A 21,531-nucleotide genomic window follows, 5' to 3' on the forward strand; every position below is an offset into this window, starting at 1 on the left:
CGCGCCGCCGACAGGTCCGCGCCCCCCGACCCAGGGAACCGTACGGGGAATGGCTCGCGTCCGACGCAAGACCAGCGCGGCGACGCGTTGGAACCTGGAGATCGCCGGCATCCTGGCGCTCGGGTTCGCGCTCCTCTTGGGGATCGCGCTGGTCGCGCCGCCGTCGCGAACGGGGATCGTCGGCGCGTCGACGGCCTCGCTGCTGCACGTGCTGTTCGGTGCGGCCGCCGGATTGTTCGTGCTGCTGATCGCGCTGATCGCCGCGATCGTGTTCCTCGAGATCAACGTGCCGCGCACGATCGCGACGCTGGGCGGCGCCGCGTGCGCGTACTTCCTCATCGCCGACGTCGCGATCGCCGCGGCCGGACGCGCCGGCGGACGCGTCGGCAACGCGCTCGAGCACGGCGTGCGCGCGCTGCTCGGCGACACCGGGCTATGGGTGCTGCTGTGCGTCGCCACCGTCGCGCTGACGGTCGCGATCACCGGCGTCTCGCTCAAGAAAGTCATCGGTTGGGTGGTGGCGCGGTTCGCGGCGCTCCGCGCGCAGCGGGCAGCCGAACGCCCGGCGGCGGAGCCGCCGAAGTCGTTGCGCGAAGCCTTCCACCTGCCCGCGTCGCTCGCGCGGACGTCGGCGCCGCCGGCGCTCGGCGAGATCCCCGTCCCCACGCAAACCGTCGTCCCGCCGCCGCCGCTGCGTTTCTACGACGAGCCGGTCGACGAAGACGAGTTCGACGACGACGAGTACGAGGGCGAGGACGAGTACGACGACGAGGAGCTCGACGAGGACGAGCTCGAGGACGAGGTCGACGACGAGGAGATCGACGACGAAGACGACCTCGAGGACGACGAGGACGAGGACGAACCGTCGGACGAGCCCGAGGAAGACGAGTTCGACGACGTCGAGACGGGCGTCGAGGACGAGCTGCTGGCGCCGGCGCTGATCGGTGCCGCGGTCAGCGGCGAGTACGAGCCGGTCGCGCGCCGCGTCTACAAGCTCCCCGACCTCACCCTCTTCGACGCGCCGCAGGCGCAGAAGAACGACGACACCAACCGTGGCCACGTCCTCGAGGACACGCTGGCCTCGTTCGGCGTCGGCGCGAAGGTGACGCACATCGAGCGTGGTCCCTCGATCACGCGCTACGAGCTCAAGCCCGAGCGCGGCGTCAAGATCTCGCGCATCTCCTCGCTGGCCGACGACCTCGCGCTGGCGCTGGCGGCGACCTCGGTGCGCATCGAGGCGCCGATCCCGGGCAAATCGGCGGTCGGGATCGAGGTGCCCAACACCAGCGTCTCGGTCGTCGCGATCCGCGAGATCCTCGAGAACATCCCCAAGGGCGTGCCGCCGCTCTCGATGGCGCTCGGCAAGGACATCACCGGCCGGCCGGTCTTCGGCGACCTCGGCAAGATGCCGCACTTGCTGGTCGCCGGCGCGACCGGCGCCGGCAAGTCCGTCTGCCTGAACTGCATCATCGCCTCGCTGCTCTACACGGCGACGCCCGATCAGCTCGAGCTGTTGATGATCGACCCCAAGCGGGTCGAGCTGACCGTCTACAACGGCATCCCGCACCTCAAGAACGAGGTCATCACCGATCCGTCGCTGGCCGCCGGGGCGCTGGCGATGATCACGCGCGAGATGGATCAGCGCTACGAGCGCTTCGCCAAGGCCGGCGTACGCAAGATCGAGGAATACAACGCCAAGTTCCCCGACGAGACGCTGCCGTATATCGTCGTCGTCATCGACGAGCTGGCCGACCTGATGCTGGTCGCGCCGGCCAAGGTCGAGATGCTGATCATGCGTCTTGCTCAGCTGGCGCGCGCGACCGGCATCCACTTGGTCGTGGCGACGCAGCGGCCGTCGGTCGACGTCATCACCGGCCTGATCAAGGCCAACATCCCATCGCGCATCGCCTTCGCCGTCTCCTCGCAGGTCGACTCGCGCACGATCCTCGACATGGGCGGCGCGGAGCGGCTGCTCGGGCGCGGCGACATGCTGTACTTGCCGATCGACGCGCCCAAGCCGATCCGCACCCAGGGCGCGTTCATCAACGGCGCCGAGATCGAGCGGCTGGTGGAGTTCTGGAAGCGTCAGGCCAAACCCGACGATCACAAGGCGATGGAGATCGTCCCGATCCGCGAGGACGACGAGCGCGGCGGCAACGGCGAGCGCAAAGTCGACGACCTCTGGTACGACGCCTCCAAGTTCTTGCTCGACGCGCGCGTCGCCAAGGGTGACGCCGGCGTCGGCTCGACGGCCGCGCTGCAAGCGCGCTTCTCGATCGGTCACCCGCGCGCCGTCCGGCTGATGCGTCAGCTCGAAGAGTTCGGCATCGTCGGCCCCAACGAGGGCACCAAGCCGCGCAACGTCGTCATCGAGTCGCCGGCCGACCTCGAGCGCATCGCCGATCGCATCGGCAAGCCGCCGCAGCAAGACCTCTTCGCCTAGCGATGCCCGCGCTGCGCTTCCTGGGCATCGCGCTGGTCGCGGCGGCCCTCTACGCGTGGCTCGGCGTCACGGTATCGCATGCGCCGCCGACGGGAATCGACGTCGTGGGCGCCGCGCTGTCGGGCGAGGCCGTACACGTGGCGCTCGTGTTCACGGCGTCGTGCTGGTTCCCGGTGCTGATCGGCTTCGGCGTCGTCGGTTTGGTCGTCGCGTACTTCGCGCCCTCGTGGCGCGAACGGATCTTCACCTCGGTCCTGACGACGCTCGTCTTTTGGAAGGTCAGCGATTTCCTCAAAGACGTCTTCCATCGCCCGCGGCCGCCGGACTGGCACCTGATCCACGAGACGTCCTGGTCCTACTCGAGCGGCCACGCGATGTTCGCGACCATCGTCTATTGGTTGTGGGCCTACTTCGTGTGGAACAGCGCGCTGCCGCGCGCCGTGCGGATCACGGTCGCGCCGCTCTTGGCGCTGTGGGGCTGCGGCGTGATCTGGTCGCGGCTCGCGCTGGGCGCGCACTACGTGACCGACCTCGCCGGCGGGGTGCTGCTGGGCATCGTCGCGCTCTCGCTCGGCGCCGCGGCGCGCGCGACGTTGCCCGTCCGCCGTTAGAGCGGCGGGCGCTTGCGGTGGAAGTCGGTCGCGCGCTGATATTTGGCGCCCAGCGCCGCGAGCGCGGCTTCGCTCCAGCCTTTTCCGAGCAGCGCGAACGACGTCGGGAGGCCGTGCTGGCCGAAGCCGTTGGGCATCGCCAGCGCCGGCAGACCTGCGGCGTTGCCCGGTGAGATCAGCGAGGGCGAGCTGCCGTACTTGGGATAGGCTTTGTCGAACGGGACGCCGATCGGGAAGGTGACGGTGTCGAGCGTCGGCGAGACGACTGCGTCGTAGCCGGCCATCGCCGTCTCGAGCGCGGCGTTGAGCTTGGCGCGCTGGCGCTGCGCGTCGATGTAGTCGACCGCCGGCGTGGCGTAGGCGACGTATCCGCCGAGCTTGTCTTGTGTGTTGCGCAGCTGGCGCGAGCGACCCGATTCGATCAGGTCGCGGAACGCGGCCGCGCCTTCGGCGTTGACGATCGTGCCGACGAGCGGCTCCCACGGCCCTTTCGGCAGCGCGACCTCGCCGGCCAGGTCGCACAGCTCACCGAGCGTCTTCAGCGTGGCGCGAAAGTTGGCGGCGACCTCGGGCATCGCGCCTTTGGTCGCGTTGCGGAGCACGGCGACGCGCAACGGTCGGCGCGGGACCGCCAGCGGCGCGTCGACCGCCGTCGGGTCATGCGGATCGCTGCCCGCGATCGCCGCGAGGACGACCTGCGTATCGCGCGCGCTGCGCGCCATCGGGCCGAGCTTGTCGAGCGTCCAGCACAGCGCCATCGCGCCGTGGCGTGAGACGCGGCCGTAGCTGGGCCGCAAGCCGGTGATGCCGCAGGCCGTCGACGGAAACAGGATCGAGCCCGACGTCTCCGACCCGATCGCGAAGCCGACCAGACCCGCGCTGACCGCGATCCCCGAGCCGCTCGAGGAGCCGCCGCTCCAAAACTCGCGGTTCCACGGCGTGCGGCCGGGACCGGTGAACGACGCATCGGCGTCGTCGTAGCCGAAACCGCCCGCCAGCTCGACCATCGCGAGCTTCGCCAAGAGCACCGCGCCGGCGTCGCTGAGCTTGCGCACCACGGTCGCGTCGAAGGCGAAGCGCTGCGAGCGGTACGGCTGCGCGCCCCAGGTGGTCGGCGCGTCGGGCGTCGCCAGCAGATCCTTCACGCCGTAGGGGATGCCGTGCAGCGGGCTGCGCACGACGCCGCGCGCGCGCTCGCGGTCGGCCCGCCGCGCTTCGCGGCGGGCGCGCTCGTGCAGGATCGTCACCACGCCGTTGTAGACCGGCCCGTACCGTTCGAGCCGCGCGAGGTAGAGGTTCGTTAGCTCCAGCGACGAGACGCGCTTCGCGCCGAGCAGCCGCTGCAGCTCGACGACGTCGGCGTAGGCCAGATCCTCGTCGGTCATCGCGGCCCCGCCACGCGAAAGCGCGTGACCGGTTCGTCGGCGTTGCGCAGCGCGGTCGCGCGGTGGGGGTTGAGCACCGGCCCGGCAGCGTTCGCGTCGATGCCGCGCGCGATGGTCTCGATCTCGGCGTCGCTGAGGTGCGGATCGAAGCGCCGCATCGTGGCGGCGACCGCGAGCGCCACGGCCGACGGCGGCTGCGCCGGCGACGCCGAGGGCCGGGGAAGGGTCGGCGCCGCCGTCGATTGCGCATCGGCGGTACCGGTCAACAAAAGGGTCGTCGCGACGCCGGATACCGCGCCGAGAAAGCTCCGCCGATCAGCCATGCCTTCCCCTTCGCACATCCCCGCGAGGCCTCCGGCCGCCGGACGGGGTACGAAGACGGTATGGAAAGCTCGGTCGCGCGGCTCGATTGCGAGCGCCGTGAGCGCACCGGCGTTCCCGAGGTGATCTTCGCCGCCGGGAAGACGCTGGAGCAGAACATCGCCTTGGTCGGCGCGCTGTACGCGCGCACCGGCTTCGCTTTGGCGACGCGCATTCCGGCCGAGCAGCGGGCGCCGTTGGCGGCCGCTTATCCCGATGCCGTGCTCGACGAGGTCGCCGGCGCGCTGCGGCGCGGCGCGTTGCCGCGCACCCGCCAACGGGTCGCCGTCGTCTGCGCCGGAACCTCCGATCTGCCGGTCGCGCGCGAAGCGGCCTTCACGCTCGACGCGCTCGGCGAGGACGTCCTGCAGGCGACCGACGTCGGCGTCGCCGGCGTGCATCGGTTGTTCGACGTCCTCGACGACGTGCGGGCCTGCCGCGCGGTGATCGTCGTCGCCGGGATGGAGGGCGCGTTGCCCAGCGTCGTCGCCGGTTTGGTCACCGCGCCGGTCGTCGCGGTCCCGACCAGCGTCGGCTACGGCGCCGCCTTCGAAGGGATGGCGGCGCTGCTCGGGATGCTGACGGCGTGCGCGCCGGGCATCGGCGTCGTCAACATCGACAACGGCTTCGGCGCCGCCGCGCTCGCGCACAAGATCGTCTGCGCATGACCGCGTCGACGCGCGTCGCCTACGTCGAGATGATCGGTGGCGCGGCCGGCGACATGCTGTTGGCGGCCTTCTTGGACGCCGGCCTCGACGCAACGGCGCTCGAAACGGCGCTGCGCGGCGTCGTCGCCGACGGTTGGAGCTTCACGCCGGAACGGGTCGTCAAGCGCGGCATCGCCGCCACCTACGCGCGACTGGTCGTGCCCGGCGAAGACGGCGCGCCCGATCACGATCACCACCATCACCGCGGACCGCGCCGCACGCTGGCCGACGTGTTGGCGATCGTCGAACGCAGCGGGTTGACGCCGCGCCAGCGCGAGCGCGCGAGCCGCGTCTACCGGCGGCTCGCCGAAGCGGAAGCGCGCGTCCACGGCGTCGACGTCGACCGCATCCACTTCCACGAGATCGGGCAGATCGACGCGATCCTCGACGTGGCCGCGTTCTGCGTCGCGCTCGACCTGCTGGAGATCGACGAGGTGCGCTGCTCGGCGTTCCCGATCGGACACGGCACGATCCGCATGGAACACGGCACCTATCCGAACCCGCCGCCGGCGACGGCCGAGCTGCTGCGCGGCTGGCCCACCCACGCGGTCGACGTCGCCGGCGAGCTGGTGACGACGACGGCGGCCGCGATCCTGACGACGCTCGCCGCGCCGGGCGGCCGTCCGGACGTGGTCGTCGAGCGCATCGGCTACGGCGCGGGGACGAGCGACTTCTCCGTCCCCAACGTGACGCGCGTCTCGATCGGGACGCTGACCGCCGCCGCGGCGCCGCCGGACGCCGAGCGCGACGAGATCGTCGTGCTGGAAGCGAACGTCGACGACCTCGCGCCGCAGCACTTCGAGCTCGCGCTCGAACGGATCTTCGCGGCCGGCGCGCGCGACGCGTGGCTGACGCCGATCGTGATGAAGAAAGGCCGCCCCGCGATCTTGCTCTCCGCCATCGCCGATCCGTCGGCCGAGGACGCCGTCGCTCGCGCGATCCTGCGCGAGACGACGACGATCGGCGTGCGCGTGCGCACCCAACGCCGCTACGTCTTGCCGCGCCGCATCGTGACGATCGAAACCGCCTACGGTCCGGTGCGCGTCAAAGAGGTCTCACTCGACGGCACCGTGCGCGCGCAGCCCGAGCACGACGACCTGGTGCGCATCGCGCGCGAGCGCGGCGTACCGCTGCCCGAGGTCGCGCGCACCGTCGCGCGCGCGATCGACGCCGGGGCGCGCGTATGATCGAAGCGGCCGCGACGCTGGCCGACAAGGAGGCGCGTCTGCGCGCGATCCTGCGCGAGCTGGACAGCTGCATCGTCGCCTTCTCGGGCGGCGTCGACTCGGCGCTGGTGCTGCACGTCGCCTCGCAGGAGCTGGGCGAACGCGCGATCGGGATCACCGCGCGCAGCGAGTCGCTGGCCGAGCGCGAGTACGCCGGCGCGCTGGACTTCGCGCAGACGACCGCCGCGCGGCACGAGGTCGTCGAGACGCGCGAGCTGGCCGATCCGAACTACGCGGCGAACCCGGCCGACCGCTGCTACTTCTGCAAGAGCGAGCTGTACGGGACGCTCGAGCGGATCGCGCGCGAGCGCGGCGTCGCGGCCATCGTCGACGGCTTCAACCGCGACGACGACGGCGATTGGCGGCCGGGTCGCAAGGCCGCGCGCGAGCACGGGGTTCGCAGTCCGCTCCACGAGGCCGGCCTGACCAAAGCCGACGTGCGTGCGCTGGCCCGTTCGCTGGGGCTGGCCGTGTGGGACAAACCCGCGCTGGCGTGTCTGTCCTCGCGCTTCCCGCACGGCACGCCGATCACGCTCGAGCTGCTGCGCCAAGTCGACCGCGCCGAGCAGGCCGTCCACGACGCCGGCCTGCGCGCGTGCCGCGTGCGCCATCACGGCGAGCTGGCCCGCATCGAGGTGCCGCCGCCGGACATCGCCGCCGTCGCCGACCCCGCGCGGCGCGAACGCATCGTCGCCGGCGTGCGCGCCGCCGGCTACCGCTACGTGACCCTCGACCTCGGCGGCTACGCGACCGGCGGCGGCTTCAACGCGCCGATCGGCTAACGGCGCAGCCGCGCGAAGAACGCCTCGATGTCGAGGGTGAAGCCGGGCAGCGCATCGAGCGTCACGACTTCTCCGCTCCAGTAGGTACGCGACCCGGCGGCATCGTGGGTGGTGACGGTCCGGCTTTTCGGGTTCACGACGACGACGGCCGACGTTCCCGCGGCGAGATAGGTGGCGATCTTGTGCGAGACGTCAGCCGGACGATCGTCGGGCGACAATACCTCGACCGCAAGGGTCGGGGCACCGATCGGCACCTGCACCGCGTCGTCGGGCGCATCTTCCGCCAATGCCTCGTAGGAGAGATAGGCGACATCCGGAACCAGCGGACGGACGATCTCGCCGGGCGGAGCGATGCGGAAGCGCCACTCCGTGCCGACCCGGCCGCACCGACCCGCATCCGCCCAATCCGCCAGCGCGCTGAACAGCAGGCCTTGCAGCCGCGCGTGATCGTAGGTCGGGCTCACTTTTTGCAGCGCCCGGCCGCGGACCCACTCGGTCTCCGGCTTGGTTTCCGGCAGAACGATCTCGTGCAGCATCTCACGTCACTCTATCACGCCGGTCACCCCGCCCGGCAAGAGTCGAGCGGCGAGGACCGCACGGGCGTCGAACCGGCGTGATCGTGCCCCACACGATCCATGAGAAGACGAAGCTGCTCAACCGCGCGCGCCGGATCGGCGGGCAGGTCGACGCGATCGAGCGCGCGCTGGACGCCGAAAAGCCCTGCGGCGACATCCTCAACCTGATCGTCGCCGCCCGCGGCGCGATGAACGCGCTGATGGCCGAGCTGGTCGAGGAACACGTGCGCTCGCACCTGCTCTCGGGCGCCAAGCCCGGCTCCGCCCGTACGCAAGCCGCCGAAGAGCTGATCGACGTCGTCCGCGGCTACCTGAAGTAAGGGTCGCCTCACTTCCATGTAGGATACCCTAGGGGGGTATCCTATTCTGAGGATTGACTTACGGCGTCGACTGAGTATGATTGGCGGGGCTCGCACGCGCGTGCCGGCTTTGGAGCCACCTTATGACGATCATCGAGTTCGCGACGCGTCTGGTCGTGGCGGTGCTCTTGGGCACGGTCATCGGACTCGAGCGTCAATATCGCCAGCGTATGGCCGGCCTGCGCACCAACGCCCTGGTCGCGACCGGGACCTGCCTGTTCGTTACCATCACGCCGCTGGTCGGCGGGGGCGCGCTCAACGCGACGCAGATTCCCGCCTACGTCGTCTCCGGCATCGGCTTTCTGGCCGGTGGCGTCATCTTCAAGGAACGCTTGAGCGTCAGCGGACTCAACACGGCGGCGACGATCTGGTGCACGGCGGCCATCGGCGCGCTGGTCGGGATCGGCGCGATCTGGTACGCCGTGATCGGTGCCGCCGGCATCTTGTTCGCCAACGTCGTGCTGCGCCCGATCGCGCAGACGATCAACCGGCAGTCCGCCGAAGACACCGAGATCGTCTCGAGCTACGAAGTCCGCGCCGTGTGCCGCGGCGACGCCGAGGATCGCGTGCGGGCCGCCGCGATCGCGGCGATCAAGGGCAACGGTATCGTCTTGCAGGCCGTGTACAGCGCGGATCTCGACCCGGCCGAACGGGTCGAAATCGTCCTGGACGCGAGCGCGACCGGCCGCGCCGACGCGCGGATGGAGACGATCGTGCAGCGGATCGCCGTCGAACCGGGCGTCACCGCCGTCAGCTGGAAGCTCGTCCCGACCGAGGACGACGAGAAAACGCTGCTCGCCGAGGCGTGAGTATCCTTACTGTCGCGATAACGTCAACCAGGGAGCCTTCGCAGAGATGACACCGGGAGCACTCCGGCTACTGCTCGCCGCCGGCACCGCGGGCGCGTTCGTCGCCGCCGGCACCGCCGGCGCGCGTGCCCAGCCCGCGGCGACGCCGAGTCCGGCCGCATCGACCGCACCGACCACGACGGCAGCCTCACCGACGCCACGGCCGGGGACGATTCGCCTGGGCATCGACGCGCACACCAGCTTCATCAGCGACGGCACGGCCGGTCCGGGACAGTTGCCGCCGGAGCGGTTCGGGTTCGCAAACGGCAACCCGCTCTCGCCCGAAGTACCGTACGACACGCTCTCGAGCGCGCCGCTGGTCCCCGGCAACGCCGCCGAGTCCGCGCTCTATCTGCGCCCGACGTACTACGGCCGCGCGTTCGACCTCGCGGCGACGCTCGGCGTGGGCTACGTCGACGGCAGCGTGACCAACGCGGCGTACTGGGGCGAGCCGATCTTCCCCACCCTCAACCCGCACGCCGGCAGCCAGGCGCTGCCGTATGCGATCGTCTTTCCGACGCACCCCGGCCAAGACGACGGCGACGCCTTCGTCGCGTCGGTCCTCTCCGGTTCGATCGCGACCAAAGACGGCAACCTCGTGCTGCGCGGCGGCTGGTTCGACCTCACCCAGAGCGCGCAATTCGTGTTCGTGCAGCCCGCGTTGACCAGCGTGAATCCCGCGATCGGCGTGGCCACGCCGGAAACGCTCGGTGACGGGCCCGCCAATCTGGACGCGTGGACGGCGTCGCCGGCAGCGCTCTCGCTGCACGGCGTCGACTTGGTCGCCAAGCACGACCTCGCGACGCTCGAGCTCGCCGACGCCTCGCTGCCGACGCTGCCGACGACGCCGGCCCGTATGCGCACGATCTCGCTGGTCGTCGACCACGGCGAAGGCACCCGCTACACGCTGCAGTACCTGCAAGTCGGTACCGGCGGCGACCTGGTTCCGACGACGATCCTCTTCGGCAGCGATCCGACGATCGAGACGACGCCGCAAGGCCCGTTGCCCAGCAGCGAGATCGGCGCGCAGACGCAGCACGTCTTCGGCGCGTCGGCGACCTTCCACGCCACGCGCGCGTTCGACGGTATCGTCGAGCTGGGTGACTCGACGTATGCCGCCGACGACGTCGCGGAGCCCGGGACCGGCCACGCCGGCAGCTACCTGCACGCCGGCCTCTCACGCACGATCGGACGCTTCAGCGCGAACCTGGACGTCTATCGTAACAGCGCGTACTACGCCGACATCCTGCTCCCGTACGGCGTCCCCGAGAACGTCTGGAGCGTCGCGTGGTCCTGGCCCGGACAGTGGCTCAAGTCGAACTATCAGCTGATCGACGACTATCCCGTCAACATCGACCGGCAGGGCTATCGCATCCGGGCGAACCTCAAAGGGCCCGGCAGCCCGCTCGACGTGCGCGTCTCGTACGCGAACTTCGGGCAGATCAGCCCGATCACGTACGCGAACGCGCTGACGACCGGCTTCATCGACGGCTTCTTTCTGCCGCAGCCCGACGACGCGGCGACGCTCGGCCGCCAGCACCAATACGCGCTCTTCGCGGGCTGGCACCCCGCCTTCGGCGATCTGACGCTCGATCTCACCGAGGACACGATGCGCCGCCCGTTCCTCACCGGCGACGCCGCCGACAACGTCGGCTACGACACCAATGCCGCCGTCTTGAGCTTCTCGCGCCGCGTCTCGACACGATTGCTGGCGACCGTGGGGTTGGCGCGTTACGGCATGCGCGGCAGCTTCGGCGCCGCGACGACCAACGTCGACTTCTGGCAGCGGACCGGCTTCGCCGGCGTCGAGCTCGTCGAGAGCCCGCGGTTCAGCGCGCTGCTGTCCGTGCGCCGCGGCGCGTTCTGGGGCATCCCCACCGTCCCCGAGGGGCCGCCGCCGAGCTTCACCGGCACGCTGCTCGTCTTCGAGCAGCGCTTCCACGTATAACGGGCGGACCGGCCGCTCACATGGGCGGGACGGCGCCTTTTTCCCCGACCACGATGCGGCTCGCGACCCCGTTGACGTCGACGACGAAGACGTGCGCTCCCGGTTTCACCGCGGCGAGCGTCGCCGGACCCACCCGAACGATCGGCGTGCCGGGCTCGATCGCGATGACCTTCGAGCCTCCCTTGTAGCTGACGTCGACGACCTTCGCGCCGCCGGCGCTGGTCATGTGGGTGACGTTGGCGTTGGTCATCGAGGAGCCGCTCATCGCCATCGAACCGGACATCGACGACATCGAGCCGCCGCCGACGGTGCCGTTGGTCATCGAGGACATGTGGCTGCCGCCGCCGGGGAGATCCCACGGATAGTCGCCCTCGCCGGTGCCGCGCATGGCGGCGGGAAACACGACCACTTCGAGCGCGCGCGCGGTCTTGCCGGCCGGCACGTTGGCGCTGCCGATGAACGTCCCCGGCTTGACGTCGGCGATGCTGGCCGGGACGACGCCCGCGACGCGGACGGACGGCGCGAGCGGCAGCGAGACGTCGCCGTGCGCGGTCGCGACGGTGATCTGCTTGGCGGTGATCGCCTTGACCGTGCCGCGCACGTGCGTCATGGCGGGCGGCGCCGCCAGCGCGTCGGCACCGAGCGCGAGCACGGCCAGCGAAGAGACGAGAGCGGCGAGGGGACGGCGCAGTGACACGGGTAGCTCCTTTGCGAAAATCAGCGACGAGCGCGCGCGAAGAGCGCACCCACGTCGAGTGTGAACCCGGGTAATGAAGGATGTCTGAGCGTATCGCCCTCGCGCAGTACGGCGGTCGCGCCGTCGCGGACGATGATGGACTGCTGGCTCGGGTCGACGACGATGACGGCGCGCGTTCCGGCTGCGAGATAGGTCGCAATCTTGTCCTCGACGTCCGGCCGGCGGTCGTCGGGCGAGAGCACCTCGACCGCGACCGTCGGCGGGGCCAGAGGAACTTGCACGGCGTCGTGCGGTGCGTCGGCTGCCAGATCATCGTACGAGAGATAGCCGACATCGGGAACGAGCGGGCGAATGACCTCGCCGGGAGGAGCAACCCGAAACCGCCACTCCGTGCCCACGCGACCGCGGTCACCGGCATCGGCCCACGCGGTGAGGGCGATCACCAGCAGCGACTGCAATCTGGCGTGGTCGTAGGTCGGGCTCACCTTTTGCAGCGCCCGGCCGCGGACCCATTCGGTCTCGGGTTTGGTTTCGGGAAGGACGATCTCGTGCAGCGACATCTCACGCACCTCCCTTCACGACGTCAGACCTCCATGACAACCGGGATGACGATCGGGCGACGGCGCGACTTCTCGAACACGGCCTTGGCCAGCCCCGAGCGGATGTGCTCCTTGACGTTGGCGATGTCGCGGATGCCTTCGACGCTGCAGTCGTCGAGGATGCGAGCCAGCTTCTCCTTCAGCTCGTCGACCAGCTCGCCGGACTCGGGCAGGTAGAACACGCCGCGCGAGATGAGGTCGGGACCGGCGACGACGCGCGCTTCCTCGGCGTCGACGGTGACGACGACCATCATGATCCCGTCGGCCGAGAGGTGCTTACGATCGCGCAGCACCGCGTCGCCGACGTCGCCGACGCCCGAGCCGTCGACCAGCACGTTGCCGCCGTACGTGCGGCCGATCTTTTCGGCCCCCTCGCGGGTGAACTCGAGCACGTCGCCGTTTTCGGAGACGAAGACGTTGTCCCCGGCCACGCCGGTCTGCTGTGCCAACCGTCCGTGCGTGACCAGCATGCGATACTCACCGTGGACCGGCACGAAGTACTTCGGTCGCACCAGGTTGAGCATCAGCAGCAGCTCTTCTTGCGAGGCGTGCCCGGAGACGTGCGCGTTACCGCTCGAGCCGTGGATGACGTTCGCCCCCAAGCGGTACAGGTTGTTGATGGTCTTGGCGACGCTCTTCTCGTTGCCGGGGATCGGCGTTGCCGAGATGACGACCGTGTCGCCCGGCACGATCTTGAACTGCTTGTGGTCGCGCACCGAGAGGCGCGAGAGCGCCGACATCGGCTCGCCCTGCGAGCCGGTCGTCATCACGCACACCTGCTGGGGCGGGAACTCGTCGACCTCGTCGAGCCGGATGACGATGTCCTCGGGGATCTCGAGGTAGTCGAGCTGGCGCGCGAACTGGACGACGTTCTGCAGCGAGCGCCCGAGGAACGCGACCTTGCGGCCGTAGCGCTTGGCCTGATCGACGACCTGCTGGATGCGCGGGACGTTCGAGGCGAACGAGGTGACGATGATGCGCCCCTTGGCACGCGCGAAGATGTTCGAGAACGCCTCGCCGACGATGCGCTCGGAGAGCGTGTGTCCCGGACGCTCGGCGTTGGTCGAGTCCGAGAGCATGACCAGTACGCCCTCGTCGCCGACTTTGGCGATGCCGGCGAAGTCGGCCGGGTCGCCGTCGATCGGCGTCTGATCGAACTTGAAGTCGCCGGTGTGGAACACGGTGCCGACCGGCGTGCGAATCGCCAGCGAGCACGCGCCCGCGAGCGAGTGGTTGATGTGGATGAACTGCGCCTCGATCGCGCCGTAGCGCACGCGATCGCCGGGTTCGACGGCGCGCGACTCCCACTCGCCCGGCTTGTGCTCCTTGAGCTTGGCGCGGATCAGCGCCAGCGAGAGCGGCGTGCCGACCACCGGCAGCTGCGGAAACTCGCGCAGCAGGTAGGGGATGCCGCCGATGTGGTCTTCGTGGCCGTGGGTGACCAACAGCGCGCGCAGCTTGTGGCGGCGCTCGCGCAGATAGGTGAAGTCGTTGATGACGATGTCGACGCCGAACATCTCCTCGTCGGGAAACATCAAGCCGCAGTCGACGACGACCATGTCGTCGTTCGTCTCGATGACGGTCATGTTGCGGCCGATTTCGCCGCAGCCGCCCAAGGGGACGACGCGCAGGTAGGGTTCGTCCGGCGGCGCCGGGACGACGAAGGTATCGGGAGACAAATGGGGTCCTTGACGGTGGGAAGCGCCGGTGGGAATGACGGGCGTGAGAAACGCGCTCTTCACCGGCACCATAGCGGTGCTCTTTTGTTCACTCCTCGCGACCCCGCCCGGGCACGCGACGGTTCCACCCGCGCACCCGACGGCTCGTCCTTCGGCCCGGGCGACGCGCGCGGCCACCCCCGACCAAGCGAGCCTCTACTCGCGTCGCGCCCGACGGCTCGTACAGTCCTATCTGCGCATGAAGCTCTGGCAGATGCGCTTGCTCGACCTCGACCGCGCTCGCCTGGTTATCAATCGGAAGCTCGGAATTGACGGCCTTCTCGGCGAAACTCCCCCGCCCAGCGCCCGGTAGCTCCGGGTGCCTTCGTCGCGCAGCACCTCAGGAGCAGCGGGTTTGAGCACCTCCGAGCCAACCATCGAGCCGCGCAGCGGCTTGCTGAACGTCGTCGACATCATCGTCGCACCGAACGCCGCGTTCGCCCGCTTGAGCGTCGTCCCGACCTGGGGCTGGGCGTTCCTGGTCGCGACGCTCGCCGGCATCGCGGGGTCACTCCTCGCCGGGCCGGCCACGCTGCACGCCTTCGAGCAGTGGGGGCCGCCGCTCTATGCGCAGTCGTTCCAGCATCTGGGCAGCGCGGAGCGCGATCAGCAAGTCGCGCGTGCCATGTCCGTCGGCCGGATCTTCGTCCAGTTCGGCTGGGTCGGAGTTCCGATCGCCTTGCTGGTGGGCTCGCTGGTCCAGGCCGTCGTGCTGCTGATCGGCAACGCGATCGGCAAAGGCCAAGGCAGTTTCGCGAAATTCTACGCGCTCTCGATGACGGCGGCGGTCGTCGGGGTCGGCTTGACGTACCTGCTCGCCGGCGTGATCGCGTTGATCCGCGGTCCGGGCGCCTATGACACCCCGACCGGCGTCGTCTCGGCGGTTCCGGGGCTGGCCATGCTCGTGCCCGGTGCGACCGGCAAGCTGCAAGCGTTCCTGAGCACGCTCAGCGTGACCGCGCTCTGGTCGACGGCGCTAGTCGCGCTCGGCATGGTCGCGATCGCGCGCGTTTCGCGCCCCGTCGCTTGGACGACGGCGCTGGTGACCCTCCTGGGCGGCGCGCTCATCGCCACGGCAGCCGTCCACTGAGCGTGTCCTCGCGCCGCGCGATCGCCGCGCTGCTGGTGGCGTTGTTCGCCGCGTCGCCGGCGGGACAGGCACGGGCCGCGACGCCCGCCACCAGCGGGCCGCTCGACCTGCCCGGTGCCGTGCGCTACGCGCTCGCGCACGACCCCACCGTGCTGAGCGACCGGGCGACGGCGGAGCAAGACGAAGTGACCTTCGTCGAAGACCACGCCGCGGAGTTTCCGACCTTGGCCGGCCAGCTGCAGAACCAGCTGCAGAAGACCAACGGCTATGCCGGCGGAACGCTGCTGCAGTACGGGATTCAGCCCGAAACCGTGTTCTCGCTCAACACCGCGCAGATCACCTCGACCTGGGGGTTCTACAACGGCGCCGCGCAGCTGCAAGCACAGTCGGCGAAGCGCACGGTCGAGGCCGCGCTCGACTCGTTGACGCGCGCGCAGCAGCAACTGGCGCAAGACGTCGCCACCGCGTGGTACACGGCGGTCCAGAAACGCGACGCGGTGCGGCTGGCGCAGGGCGACCTCGCTTACCAGCAGGCGCTGCTGGCCACGGCCCAAGCCGAAGAGAAAGTCGGCCGGGTCGCGGGCGTCGACGTGCTGCGCGCGCAGGCCAACGAGCTGCACAGCGCGGCGAACCTGGTCGGCGCGCAAGCCGACGACGCCAACGCGCGCGATGCCCTCGCGCAGCGAATCGGCGCACCCGCGGGGACCGCGTTCGCGCTGCCCGACGCGTTGCCCGAGCCCGCGTTTCCCACCGCGAGCGTCGACACGCTGGTCGCGATCGCGAAGGCCGGGCGGCCCGACGTCGCCGCCGCCGACGCGCAAGTCGCCGTCGCTCGGCTCGCCGAGGCGCAGATCGACACCGACCTGCGCCCGCAGTTCCAACTGTCGGGCTCGTTCGGCAACCAAACCTCGCCGACGGCGTTCGGCTACGCTGCCGCCAACGCGGCGGAGAACGCGGCGCTGTATCGTCAACTGGGCCTGCCGATCCCCTCGACGACCATCGTGCGCGGCGTCCCCGGGTTCTGGACGATCGCCGCGCAAGAGACGTTCACCTTGCCGCTGATGGACTACGGGACGCGACGCGCCAAACACCGCGCCGCGCGCGCGCAGCTCGACGCGGCGCTGGCGCAGCTGAACTCGACCGAGGGCGCCGTCGAGACCGGCGTGCGCCAAGCCTACCGCAGCGCGCGCGCCGCGCAGGCGACGGTCACCTATTCCGAAGAGGCGGAGCGATTGGGCGCCGAGTCGGCGCGCATCGCGCAGCTCCAATACCGCAACGGCCTCATTTCGCTGACCGACGTGCTCTCGGCCCAACAGACGGCATTGACCAACGCCAACGACCTCATCGCCTCGCGCGTTTCGTATCTCGAATCGCTGATCGCCCTGCGGGTGTCGATCGGCGTCGCCGATCCCGTCGCGCTCGTCCAAGCCGGAGCCCTCCCGTGAGCACCCACCTCTCCACGTCCGCGCGCGTCTCGCACCGCCGCCGCAATCTGGTCATCGTGGTGGGCGCGCTCGTGCTCCTGATCGCGATCGCCGTCCTGGCGCGGCCGCGGCACGGCGGCCGGACGGTCGAGACCGTCACCCTCGCGCCGAGCAGCTTCGAGGTCAAGCTGCCGGAGACGGGCGTCGTGCAACGCCCGCGCACCGACGTCCTGGCCGCGCTCGTCGCCGGCAACCTCGAACGCATCGCCGTCAAGCCCGGTCAGCACGTCGCGGCGGGGACGTTGCTCGCCTCGATCGCGAACCCGCAACTCGTCAACGCCGAGCAGGACGCGCACGACGCCTACCTCTCGGCGCTGGGTCACGCCCGCAGCACCTCGTCGACCAGCGCGGCGTTGCCGGCACAGAACCGTTCGGCCGTCGTGCAGGCGGAGGCCAACCTCGAGCAGGCGCGCTTCAACCTCAGCCAAGCCGTGCAGGACGCGCGCTCGGGCACCCAGTCGGGGCTGGGATACGGCGGCCAGTCGGCGGCGGCGCAGCGCGCGCAAGCCGACGCGCAGGTCGAGAACGCCCTCACCGATCTGCGCGAGCAGCAGCGGCTGGCCGACGCCGACCGCGATCTCTACGCGCAGAAGGCGCTCTCGAAGGACGCGCTCGACCAGCAGTCGGCGAAGGCGGCCGAAGCGCAGGTCACTTACAACCAGCAAAAGAGCTTGCGCGACGAGACCTACGCGCAGCTCGCGCGCCAGACGCCGGTGCTCTCCGATCGCGTCCGCGCGGCGCGTGACGCCGTTACGCAAGCGCAAGCGGCGCTCAGCGCCGCCCAGGCCGATGCCGCGGAAGACAAGAGCGGCGACGTTCAGGCCGCCGACGCCGACGCGGCGCAGCGGCTCGCCGACTGGCGCTATGCCGCCGACCAGGTCGCTCGGCTGCGCATCGTCGCGCCGTTCGCCGGCACCGTGCAGAGCGTCGCGACCGAAAGCAACGACACGCTGCGGCCGCTGCAGACCGGCGATCCGGTGACCGTCGGACAGGCGATCGTCACCCTGGCCGGCGACGAGGGTTTCATCGTCCGCGCCCGCGTCGACGAGCAGGACATCGCCGGCGTTCGGCTCGGCCAACTGGCGTTGATCTCGGGTGAAGACCTGGGCACGACGACGCTGCCGGGCCACGTGGCGACGATCGGCGCCGTCGCGCAGAAGAGCGACGATCCCGCGAACACCGCGCGCCAGATCGTCACCACCATCGCACTCGACCGCACCACGCCGTACTTGCGCGACGGCATGAGCGTCGACGTCGACATCGTCACCGATCGTCGCGCGCACGCGCTCGTAGTCCCGAACAGCGCTCTGCGCCACGACGCCGGCGGGGCGACCTACGTGCTCGTCGTACGCGGCGGTACGGCGCAACGGCGTTCGGTGCGCGTCGGCCCGACCAACGACGTCGCAACCGTTCTGCTGGCCGGCGTGCGCGCCGGCGACGTGGTCGTCACCAGTCCCGACACGACCATCGTCGCCGGGCTCGCCGTCGTCCCGACCAGTGCGCCCAAGGCGTCCCCCTCGCCCAAACCGTGACCCGCGTCCTCGCCTACCTGCAAGAAGCCTTCGCCGCGATCTGGCGCAACCGGACACGCTCGATCCTCACGCTGCTCGGGATGATCATCGGGACGTCCTCGATCATCACGGTGCTCGGCATCAGCCACGCGGCCTCGGGCGGGATCGGCTCGACGCTGAACTCGTTCGGCGACCAGGGCATCTCGATCGCGCCGGATCCCGGCCAAGACGATCCGCGCGCCGCGGCGATCCAGTACCGCGACGTGCGCGCCGTCGCGGACGCGACACCGGGCTTGATCGACGAGGTCGAGCCGAACTACGTGCGCAACCTGACGCTGCGCTCGAACGGTGTCACGGTGACGACCTTCGTCGGCGAAGGGAGCGGCTTCTACCGCGACCACGTGCTGCTCGCCGAGGGCCGGCGGTTGACGCGCGACGACGTGCTGAGCGGAGCGCACGTGTGCCTGCTCACCCAACCGCTGGCGCGCCAGTTCTACGGTGACGCCTCGGCCCTCGGCCAGGTCGTCTCGCTCGGCGGCACGCGCTGCACCGTGATCGGCGTCTACGCCGAGCTCAAGGGGGGCCTGTTCAACTCGATCGGCGGCAATCAGTTCCTCGAGCTCCCGTACACCGTCTTCCACGAGATCGCGCCCGGCCCGACCGACGGTCTGGTCGCGTACACCGCTCCCGGCGTCACCGTCGGGCAGCTCTCGGACGCGGTGAACCCCGTGCTGCGCTCGCTGCACGGGCCGCACGCCGAGTACACGTATACGGACACGACCGCGCAGATCAGCGCCTTCGGCGCGGTCATCAACGTCATCGCCGTCGCGCTGACGGGGATCGGCGGGGTCGCGCTGCTCGTCGCCGGGATCGGGATCATGAACATCATGCTCGTCTCGGTGACCGAACGCACCCGTGAGATCGGGCTGCGCAAAGCGATCGGCGCGACGTTCACCGACATCGCGTTGCAATTTCTGCTCGAAGCGGTGCTGCTCTCGCTCCTGGGCGGCGGGATCGGGACGCTGATCGGCTTCGCGGTGACGCTGGCCGCCTATTCGTCGGTCACCGCGCTCGTCGGCCCGGCGCCGATTCCGTACCTGCTGATCATCTCGATCGCCGTCGGCTTCTCCGTCTCCGTCGGCTGCATCTTCGGGAGCTGGCCGGCGATCCGCGCCGCGCGGCTCGATCCGATCGTGGCGCTGCGCTCGTGACGCTCGGCATCGGCGCGTACGTGCGCGAAGCGCTCGCGGTCCTGGCCGCGAACCGCGTCCGCACGCTCTTGACGGCGCTGGGGTTGGTGATCGGGGTGACGGCGGTCATCGCGATCCAAGTGCTCGGCGCGGGGATGGCCAGCGCCGTCGGCGGGATCCTGGGCGGGATGAGCGAGCACTCGTTCTTCGTCATCGCGAACGTGCAGCAGTCCGACTTCACCCGCGCTGCGATTCGGCTGAGCGATCTCCAACGACTGCACACGGCGGTGCCGAACGTCGTCGACGCGATTCCGGCTCCCGGCGGCACGCGCGTGCGTGTCGCGTACGGACACGTCACACCGCGGCTGACCTTCGGCCCGATCGCCGACGAGCGCTTCGCCAGCTCGACGCCGGTGCGCTACGGGCGCAAGATCGACGCCGACGACGTCGCCGCGGCGCGCCACGTCTGCGTGCTTTCCGACGAGGCGTACACCAAGCTCGGCATCGACGGCGATCCGACCGGAACCTCGCTACGGATCGGTGACTACCGCTACGCGATCGTCGGCGTGCTCGGCAAGTCGACGCGCGGCGTCTTGCCGGCGATCGCCGACGCGCAGGTCGCCATCCCGTACACGACCTACGAGCGGGAGTACGCGCGCGGTCGGCCGATCGTCGTCTTCTCGGTCTTGCTCGACGACCCGAGTCAGGTCGAGAAGACGGAAGGCGCGGTCATGGATTGGCTGCACGCCCTCAAAGGCGGCCGCGTGCGTTACCAAACGTTCGACCGCAAGACGTTCGGGAAGGCGATCGACAACATCTTCACCCTCGTGACGGTCGTCATCGCGTTGATCGGCGCCGTCTCGCTGCTCGTCGCCGGGATCGGCGTGCTCAACATCATGCTGGTCAGCGTCGCCGAGCGCACGCGCGAGATCGGCCTGCGCAAGGCGATCGGCGCCACGCGGTTCCAGGTGCTGCTGCAATTCTTCATCGAGTCGTTGGCGCTCTCGAGCTTCGGCTGCCTGGTGGGGCTGCTGCTCGGCCTCGGGATCGGCGCGCTCGTCGACGGACTGGCGATCGTGAAGCTCTCCGGGGTCGTGCCGCCGATCCCGTGGCTGCTGTGTCTGGCCATCACGGCCGGCTTCGCCGTGCTCGTCACGCTGGCGTTCGGAACCTATCCGGCCTGGCGGGCGGCGAACTTGGACCCGATCGAGGCGCTGCGCTATGAGTGAAGCGCACGACGCACGGCCGGTGATCGCCGTCGAGCAGGTCACCAAGATCTACCGGCTCGGGACGGTGGAGGTGCCGGCGCTGCGCGGCGTCTCGTTCACGATCGCACCGGGCGAGTACGTCGCGATCATGGGGCCGTCGGGCTCGGGCAAGTCGACGCTGATGAACCTGCTGGGGTGTCTCGACCGTCCGACGACGGGGCGCTATCTGCTCGACGGGGTCGACGTCTCGGCGCTGAGCGACGACGAGCTCGCGCACATCCGCCTGCGCAAGCTCGGCTTCATCTTCCAGGGCTTCAACCTGCTGGCGCGCACCAACGCGCTGCGCAACGTCGCGCTGCCGCTGTTCTACGCCGGTTTGGGCACGCGCGAGCGCAACGCGCGGGCCGCGGCACAGTTGACGGCGGTCGGCCTGGGCGATCGCATGGGACACGCGCCCGCCGAGCTCTCCGGCGGGCAGCAGCAACGGGTCGCGATCGCCCGCGCGCTGGTCAACGACCCAGCCGTCCTACTGGCCGACGAGCCGACCGGTAACCTGGACTCGCAGACGAGCGAGGAGATCATGGCCCTGTTCGGGGACTTGAACGCGGCCGGCCGGACGATCATCATGGTGACCCATGACGAAGACGTCGCTCGCCACGCCAAGCGGATCATCCGGGTCCGGGACGGCCGGATAGTCGGCGACGAAGCGGCTGGAACCGATCCAAAATGAGAATTCGGGGAAAATGGCCGCTTGCAACGCTACCGTGGAGCGGATTCGTTAGTAGTGGCG

Annotated in this window: 20 protein-coding genes; 14 read left to right on the forward strand and 6 right to left on the reverse strand. The window is 70.0% G+C overall.

Going from position 1 to position 21,531, the window contains the following annotated elements; translation table 11 throughout:
* The first annotated feature begins 49 nt into the window (after positions 1–49).
* Together VMD91_18230 and VMD91_18235 are read left to right on the forward strand one after the other, a co-directional pair.
* Positions 50–2,443 carry a DNA translocase FtsK gene (locus VMD91_18230; protein ID HTW86014.1) on the forward strand — a complete coding sequence of 798 codons (2,394 nt, stop codon included), beginning with the start codon at positions 50–52 and terminating at the stop codon, positions 2,441–2,443.
* A gap of 2 nt (positions 2,444–2,445) precedes the next feature.
* On the forward strand, positions 2,446–3,054 hold the full coding sequence (locus VMD91_18235; protein ID HTW86015.1) for a phosphatase PAP2 family protein: 609 nt from the start codon (positions 2,446–2,448) through the stop codon (positions 3,052–3,054).
* On the opposite strand, the gene VMD91_18240 is transcribed toward VMD91_18235, so the two are convergent.
* Positions 3,051–4,439 (reverse strand): amidase, encoded by a 1,389-nt coding sequence (locus tag VMD91_18240; GenBank protein ID HTW86016.1) that lies wholly within the window; start codon positions 4,437–4,439, stop codon positions 3,051–3,053. The two genes, VMD91_18235 and VMD91_18240, sit on opposite strands and share 4 nt — an antisense overlap.
* Positions 4,436–4,762 carry a hypothetical protein gene (locus VMD91_18245; protein HTW86017.1) on the reverse strand — a complete coding sequence of 109 codons (327 nt, stop codon included), beginning with the start codon at positions 4,760–4,762 and terminating at the stop codon, positions 4,436–4,438. The genes VMD91_18240 and VMD91_18245 overlap by 4 nt, the downstream gene beginning before the upstream one ends.
* Before the next feature lie 60 nt (positions 4,763–4,822).
* On the opposite strand from VMD91_18245, the gene larB reads away from it, so the two are divergent.
* The 3 genes from larB to larE are packed head-to-tail and all read left to right on the forward strand — an operon-like array spanning position 4,823 to position 7,514.
* Positions 4,823–5,467 (forward strand): nickel pincer cofactor biosynthesis protein LarB, encoded by a 645-nt coding sequence (gene larB, locus VMD91_18250; GenBank protein HTW86018.1) that lies wholly within the window; start codon positions 4,823–4,825, stop codon positions 5,465–5,467.
* Positions 5,464–6,693: a nickel pincer cofactor biosynthesis protein LarC gene (gene larC / locus VMD91_18255; GenBank protein ID HTW86019.1), complete on the forward strand. Its 1,230-nt coding sequence runs from the start codon at positions 5,464–5,466 to the stop codon at positions 6,691–6,693. The genes larB and larC overlap by 4 nt, the downstream gene beginning before the upstream one ends.
* Entirely contained in the window at positions 6,690–7,514 is an 825-nt protein-coding gene (gene larE / locus VMD91_18260; GenBank protein HTW86020.1) for an ATP-dependent sacrificial sulfur transferase LarE, read from the forward strand. Before larC ends, larE begins: the two co-directional genes overlap by 4 nt.
* Here larE and VMD91_18265 read toward each other — a convergent pair.
* Entirely contained in the window at positions 7,511–8,050 is a 540-nt protein-coding gene (locus VMD91_18265) for a Uma2 family endonuclease (GenBank protein ID HTW86021.1), read from the reverse strand. The genes larE and VMD91_18265 overlap by 4 nt on opposite strands.
* Positions 8,051–8,133: 83 nt before the next feature.
* Here VMD91_18265 and VMD91_18270 point away from each other — a divergent pair, with 83 nt between their 5' ends.
* From VMD91_18270 to VMD91_18280, 3 genes are all read left to right on the forward strand, one after another.
* Positions 8,134–8,409, forward strand: coding sequence for a metal/formaldehyde-sensitive transcriptional repressor (locus tag VMD91_18270; GenBank protein ID HTW86022.1), 276 nt, complete (start codon positions 8,134–8,136; stop codon positions 8,407–8,409).
* A 122-nt stretch (positions 8,410–8,531) separates the two neighbouring features.
* A complete protein-coding gene (locus VMD91_18275; protein HTW86023.1) occupies positions 8,532–9,257 on the forward strand; it encodes an MgtC/SapB family protein in 726 nt (241 codons plus the stop codon).
* A 46-nt stretch (positions 9,258–9,303) separates the two neighbouring features.
* On the forward strand, positions 9,304–11,244 hold the full coding sequence (locus VMD91_18280; protein HTW86024.1) for a hypothetical protein: 1,941 nt from the start codon (positions 9,304–9,306) through the stop codon (positions 11,242–11,244).
* Between the two features lie 16 nt (positions 11,245–11,260).
* On the opposite strand, the gene VMD91_18285 is transcribed toward VMD91_18280, so the two are convergent.
* The 3 genes from VMD91_18285 to VMD91_18295 are packed head-to-tail and all read right to left on the reverse strand — an operon-like array spanning position 11,261 to position 14,219.
* Complete coding sequence (locus tag VMD91_18285; protein HTW86025.1) at positions 11,261–11,941, reverse strand: hypothetical protein; 681 nt, start codon at positions 11,939–11,941, stop codon at positions 11,261–11,263.
* Positions 11,942–11,961: 20 nt separating this feature from the next.
* Positions 11,962–12,501 carry a Uma2 family endonuclease gene (locus tag VMD91_18290; protein HTW86026.1) on the reverse strand — a complete coding sequence of 180 codons (540 nt, stop codon included), beginning with the start codon at positions 12,499–12,501 and terminating at the stop codon, positions 11,962–11,964.
* 23 nt (positions 12,502–12,524) lie between these two features.
* Positions 12,525–14,219, reverse strand: a complete 1,695-nt coding sequence (locus VMD91_18295) for a ribonuclease J (GenBank protein ID HTW86027.1) — start codon at positions 14,217–14,219, stop codon at positions 12,525–12,527.
* Positions 14,220–14,613: 394 nt separating this feature from the next.
* On the opposite strand from VMD91_18295, the gene VMD91_18300 reads away from it, so the two are divergent.
* Genes VMD91_18300 through VMD91_18325 form a run of 6 tightly spaced genes read left to right on the forward strand, consistent with a single transcriptional unit; the run spans position 14,614 to position 21,471 of the window.
* Positions 14,614–15,348, forward strand: coding sequence for a hypothetical protein (locus VMD91_18300; protein ID HTW86028.1), 735 nt, complete (start codon positions 14,614–14,616; stop codon positions 15,346–15,348).
* Positions 15,349–15,350: 2 nt separating this feature from the next.
* Positions 15,351–16,793 (forward strand): TolC family protein, encoded by a 1,443-nt coding sequence (locus tag VMD91_18305; protein ID HTW86029.1) that lies wholly within the window; start codon positions 15,351–15,353, stop codon positions 16,791–16,793.
* Positions 16,790–18,364 (forward strand): HlyD family efflux transporter periplasmic adaptor subunit, encoded by a 1,575-nt coding sequence (locus tag VMD91_18310; protein HTW86030.1) that lies wholly within the window; start codon positions 16,790–16,792, stop codon positions 18,362–18,364. Before VMD91_18305 ends, VMD91_18310 begins: the two co-directional genes overlap by 4 nt.
* Positions 18,361–19,554 carry an ABC transporter permease gene (locus VMD91_18315; protein ID HTW86031.1) on the forward strand — a complete coding sequence of 398 codons (1,194 nt, stop codon included), beginning with the start codon at positions 18,361–18,363 and terminating at the stop codon, positions 19,552–19,554. Before VMD91_18310 ends, VMD91_18315 begins: the two co-directional genes overlap by 4 nt.
* Positions 19,551–20,762, forward strand: a complete 1,212-nt coding sequence (locus tag VMD91_18320; protein ID HTW86032.1) for an ABC transporter permease — start codon at positions 19,551–19,553, stop codon at positions 20,760–20,762. Before VMD91_18315 ends, VMD91_18320 begins: the two co-directional genes overlap by 4 nt.
* Positions 20,755–21,471, forward strand: coding sequence for an ABC transporter ATP-binding protein (locus VMD91_18325; protein HTW86033.1), 717 nt, complete (start codon positions 20,755–20,757; stop codon positions 21,469–21,471). The genes VMD91_18320 and VMD91_18325 overlap by 8 nt, the downstream gene beginning before the upstream one ends.
* Positions 21,472–21,531 lie beyond the last annotated feature (60 nt).

The organism is Candidatus Sulfotelmatobacter sp. (assembly GCA_035504415.1).
Lineage (GTDB): Bacteria > Vulcanimicrobiota > Vulcanimicrobiia > Vulcanimicrobiales > Vulcanimicrobiaceae > Vulcanimicrobium.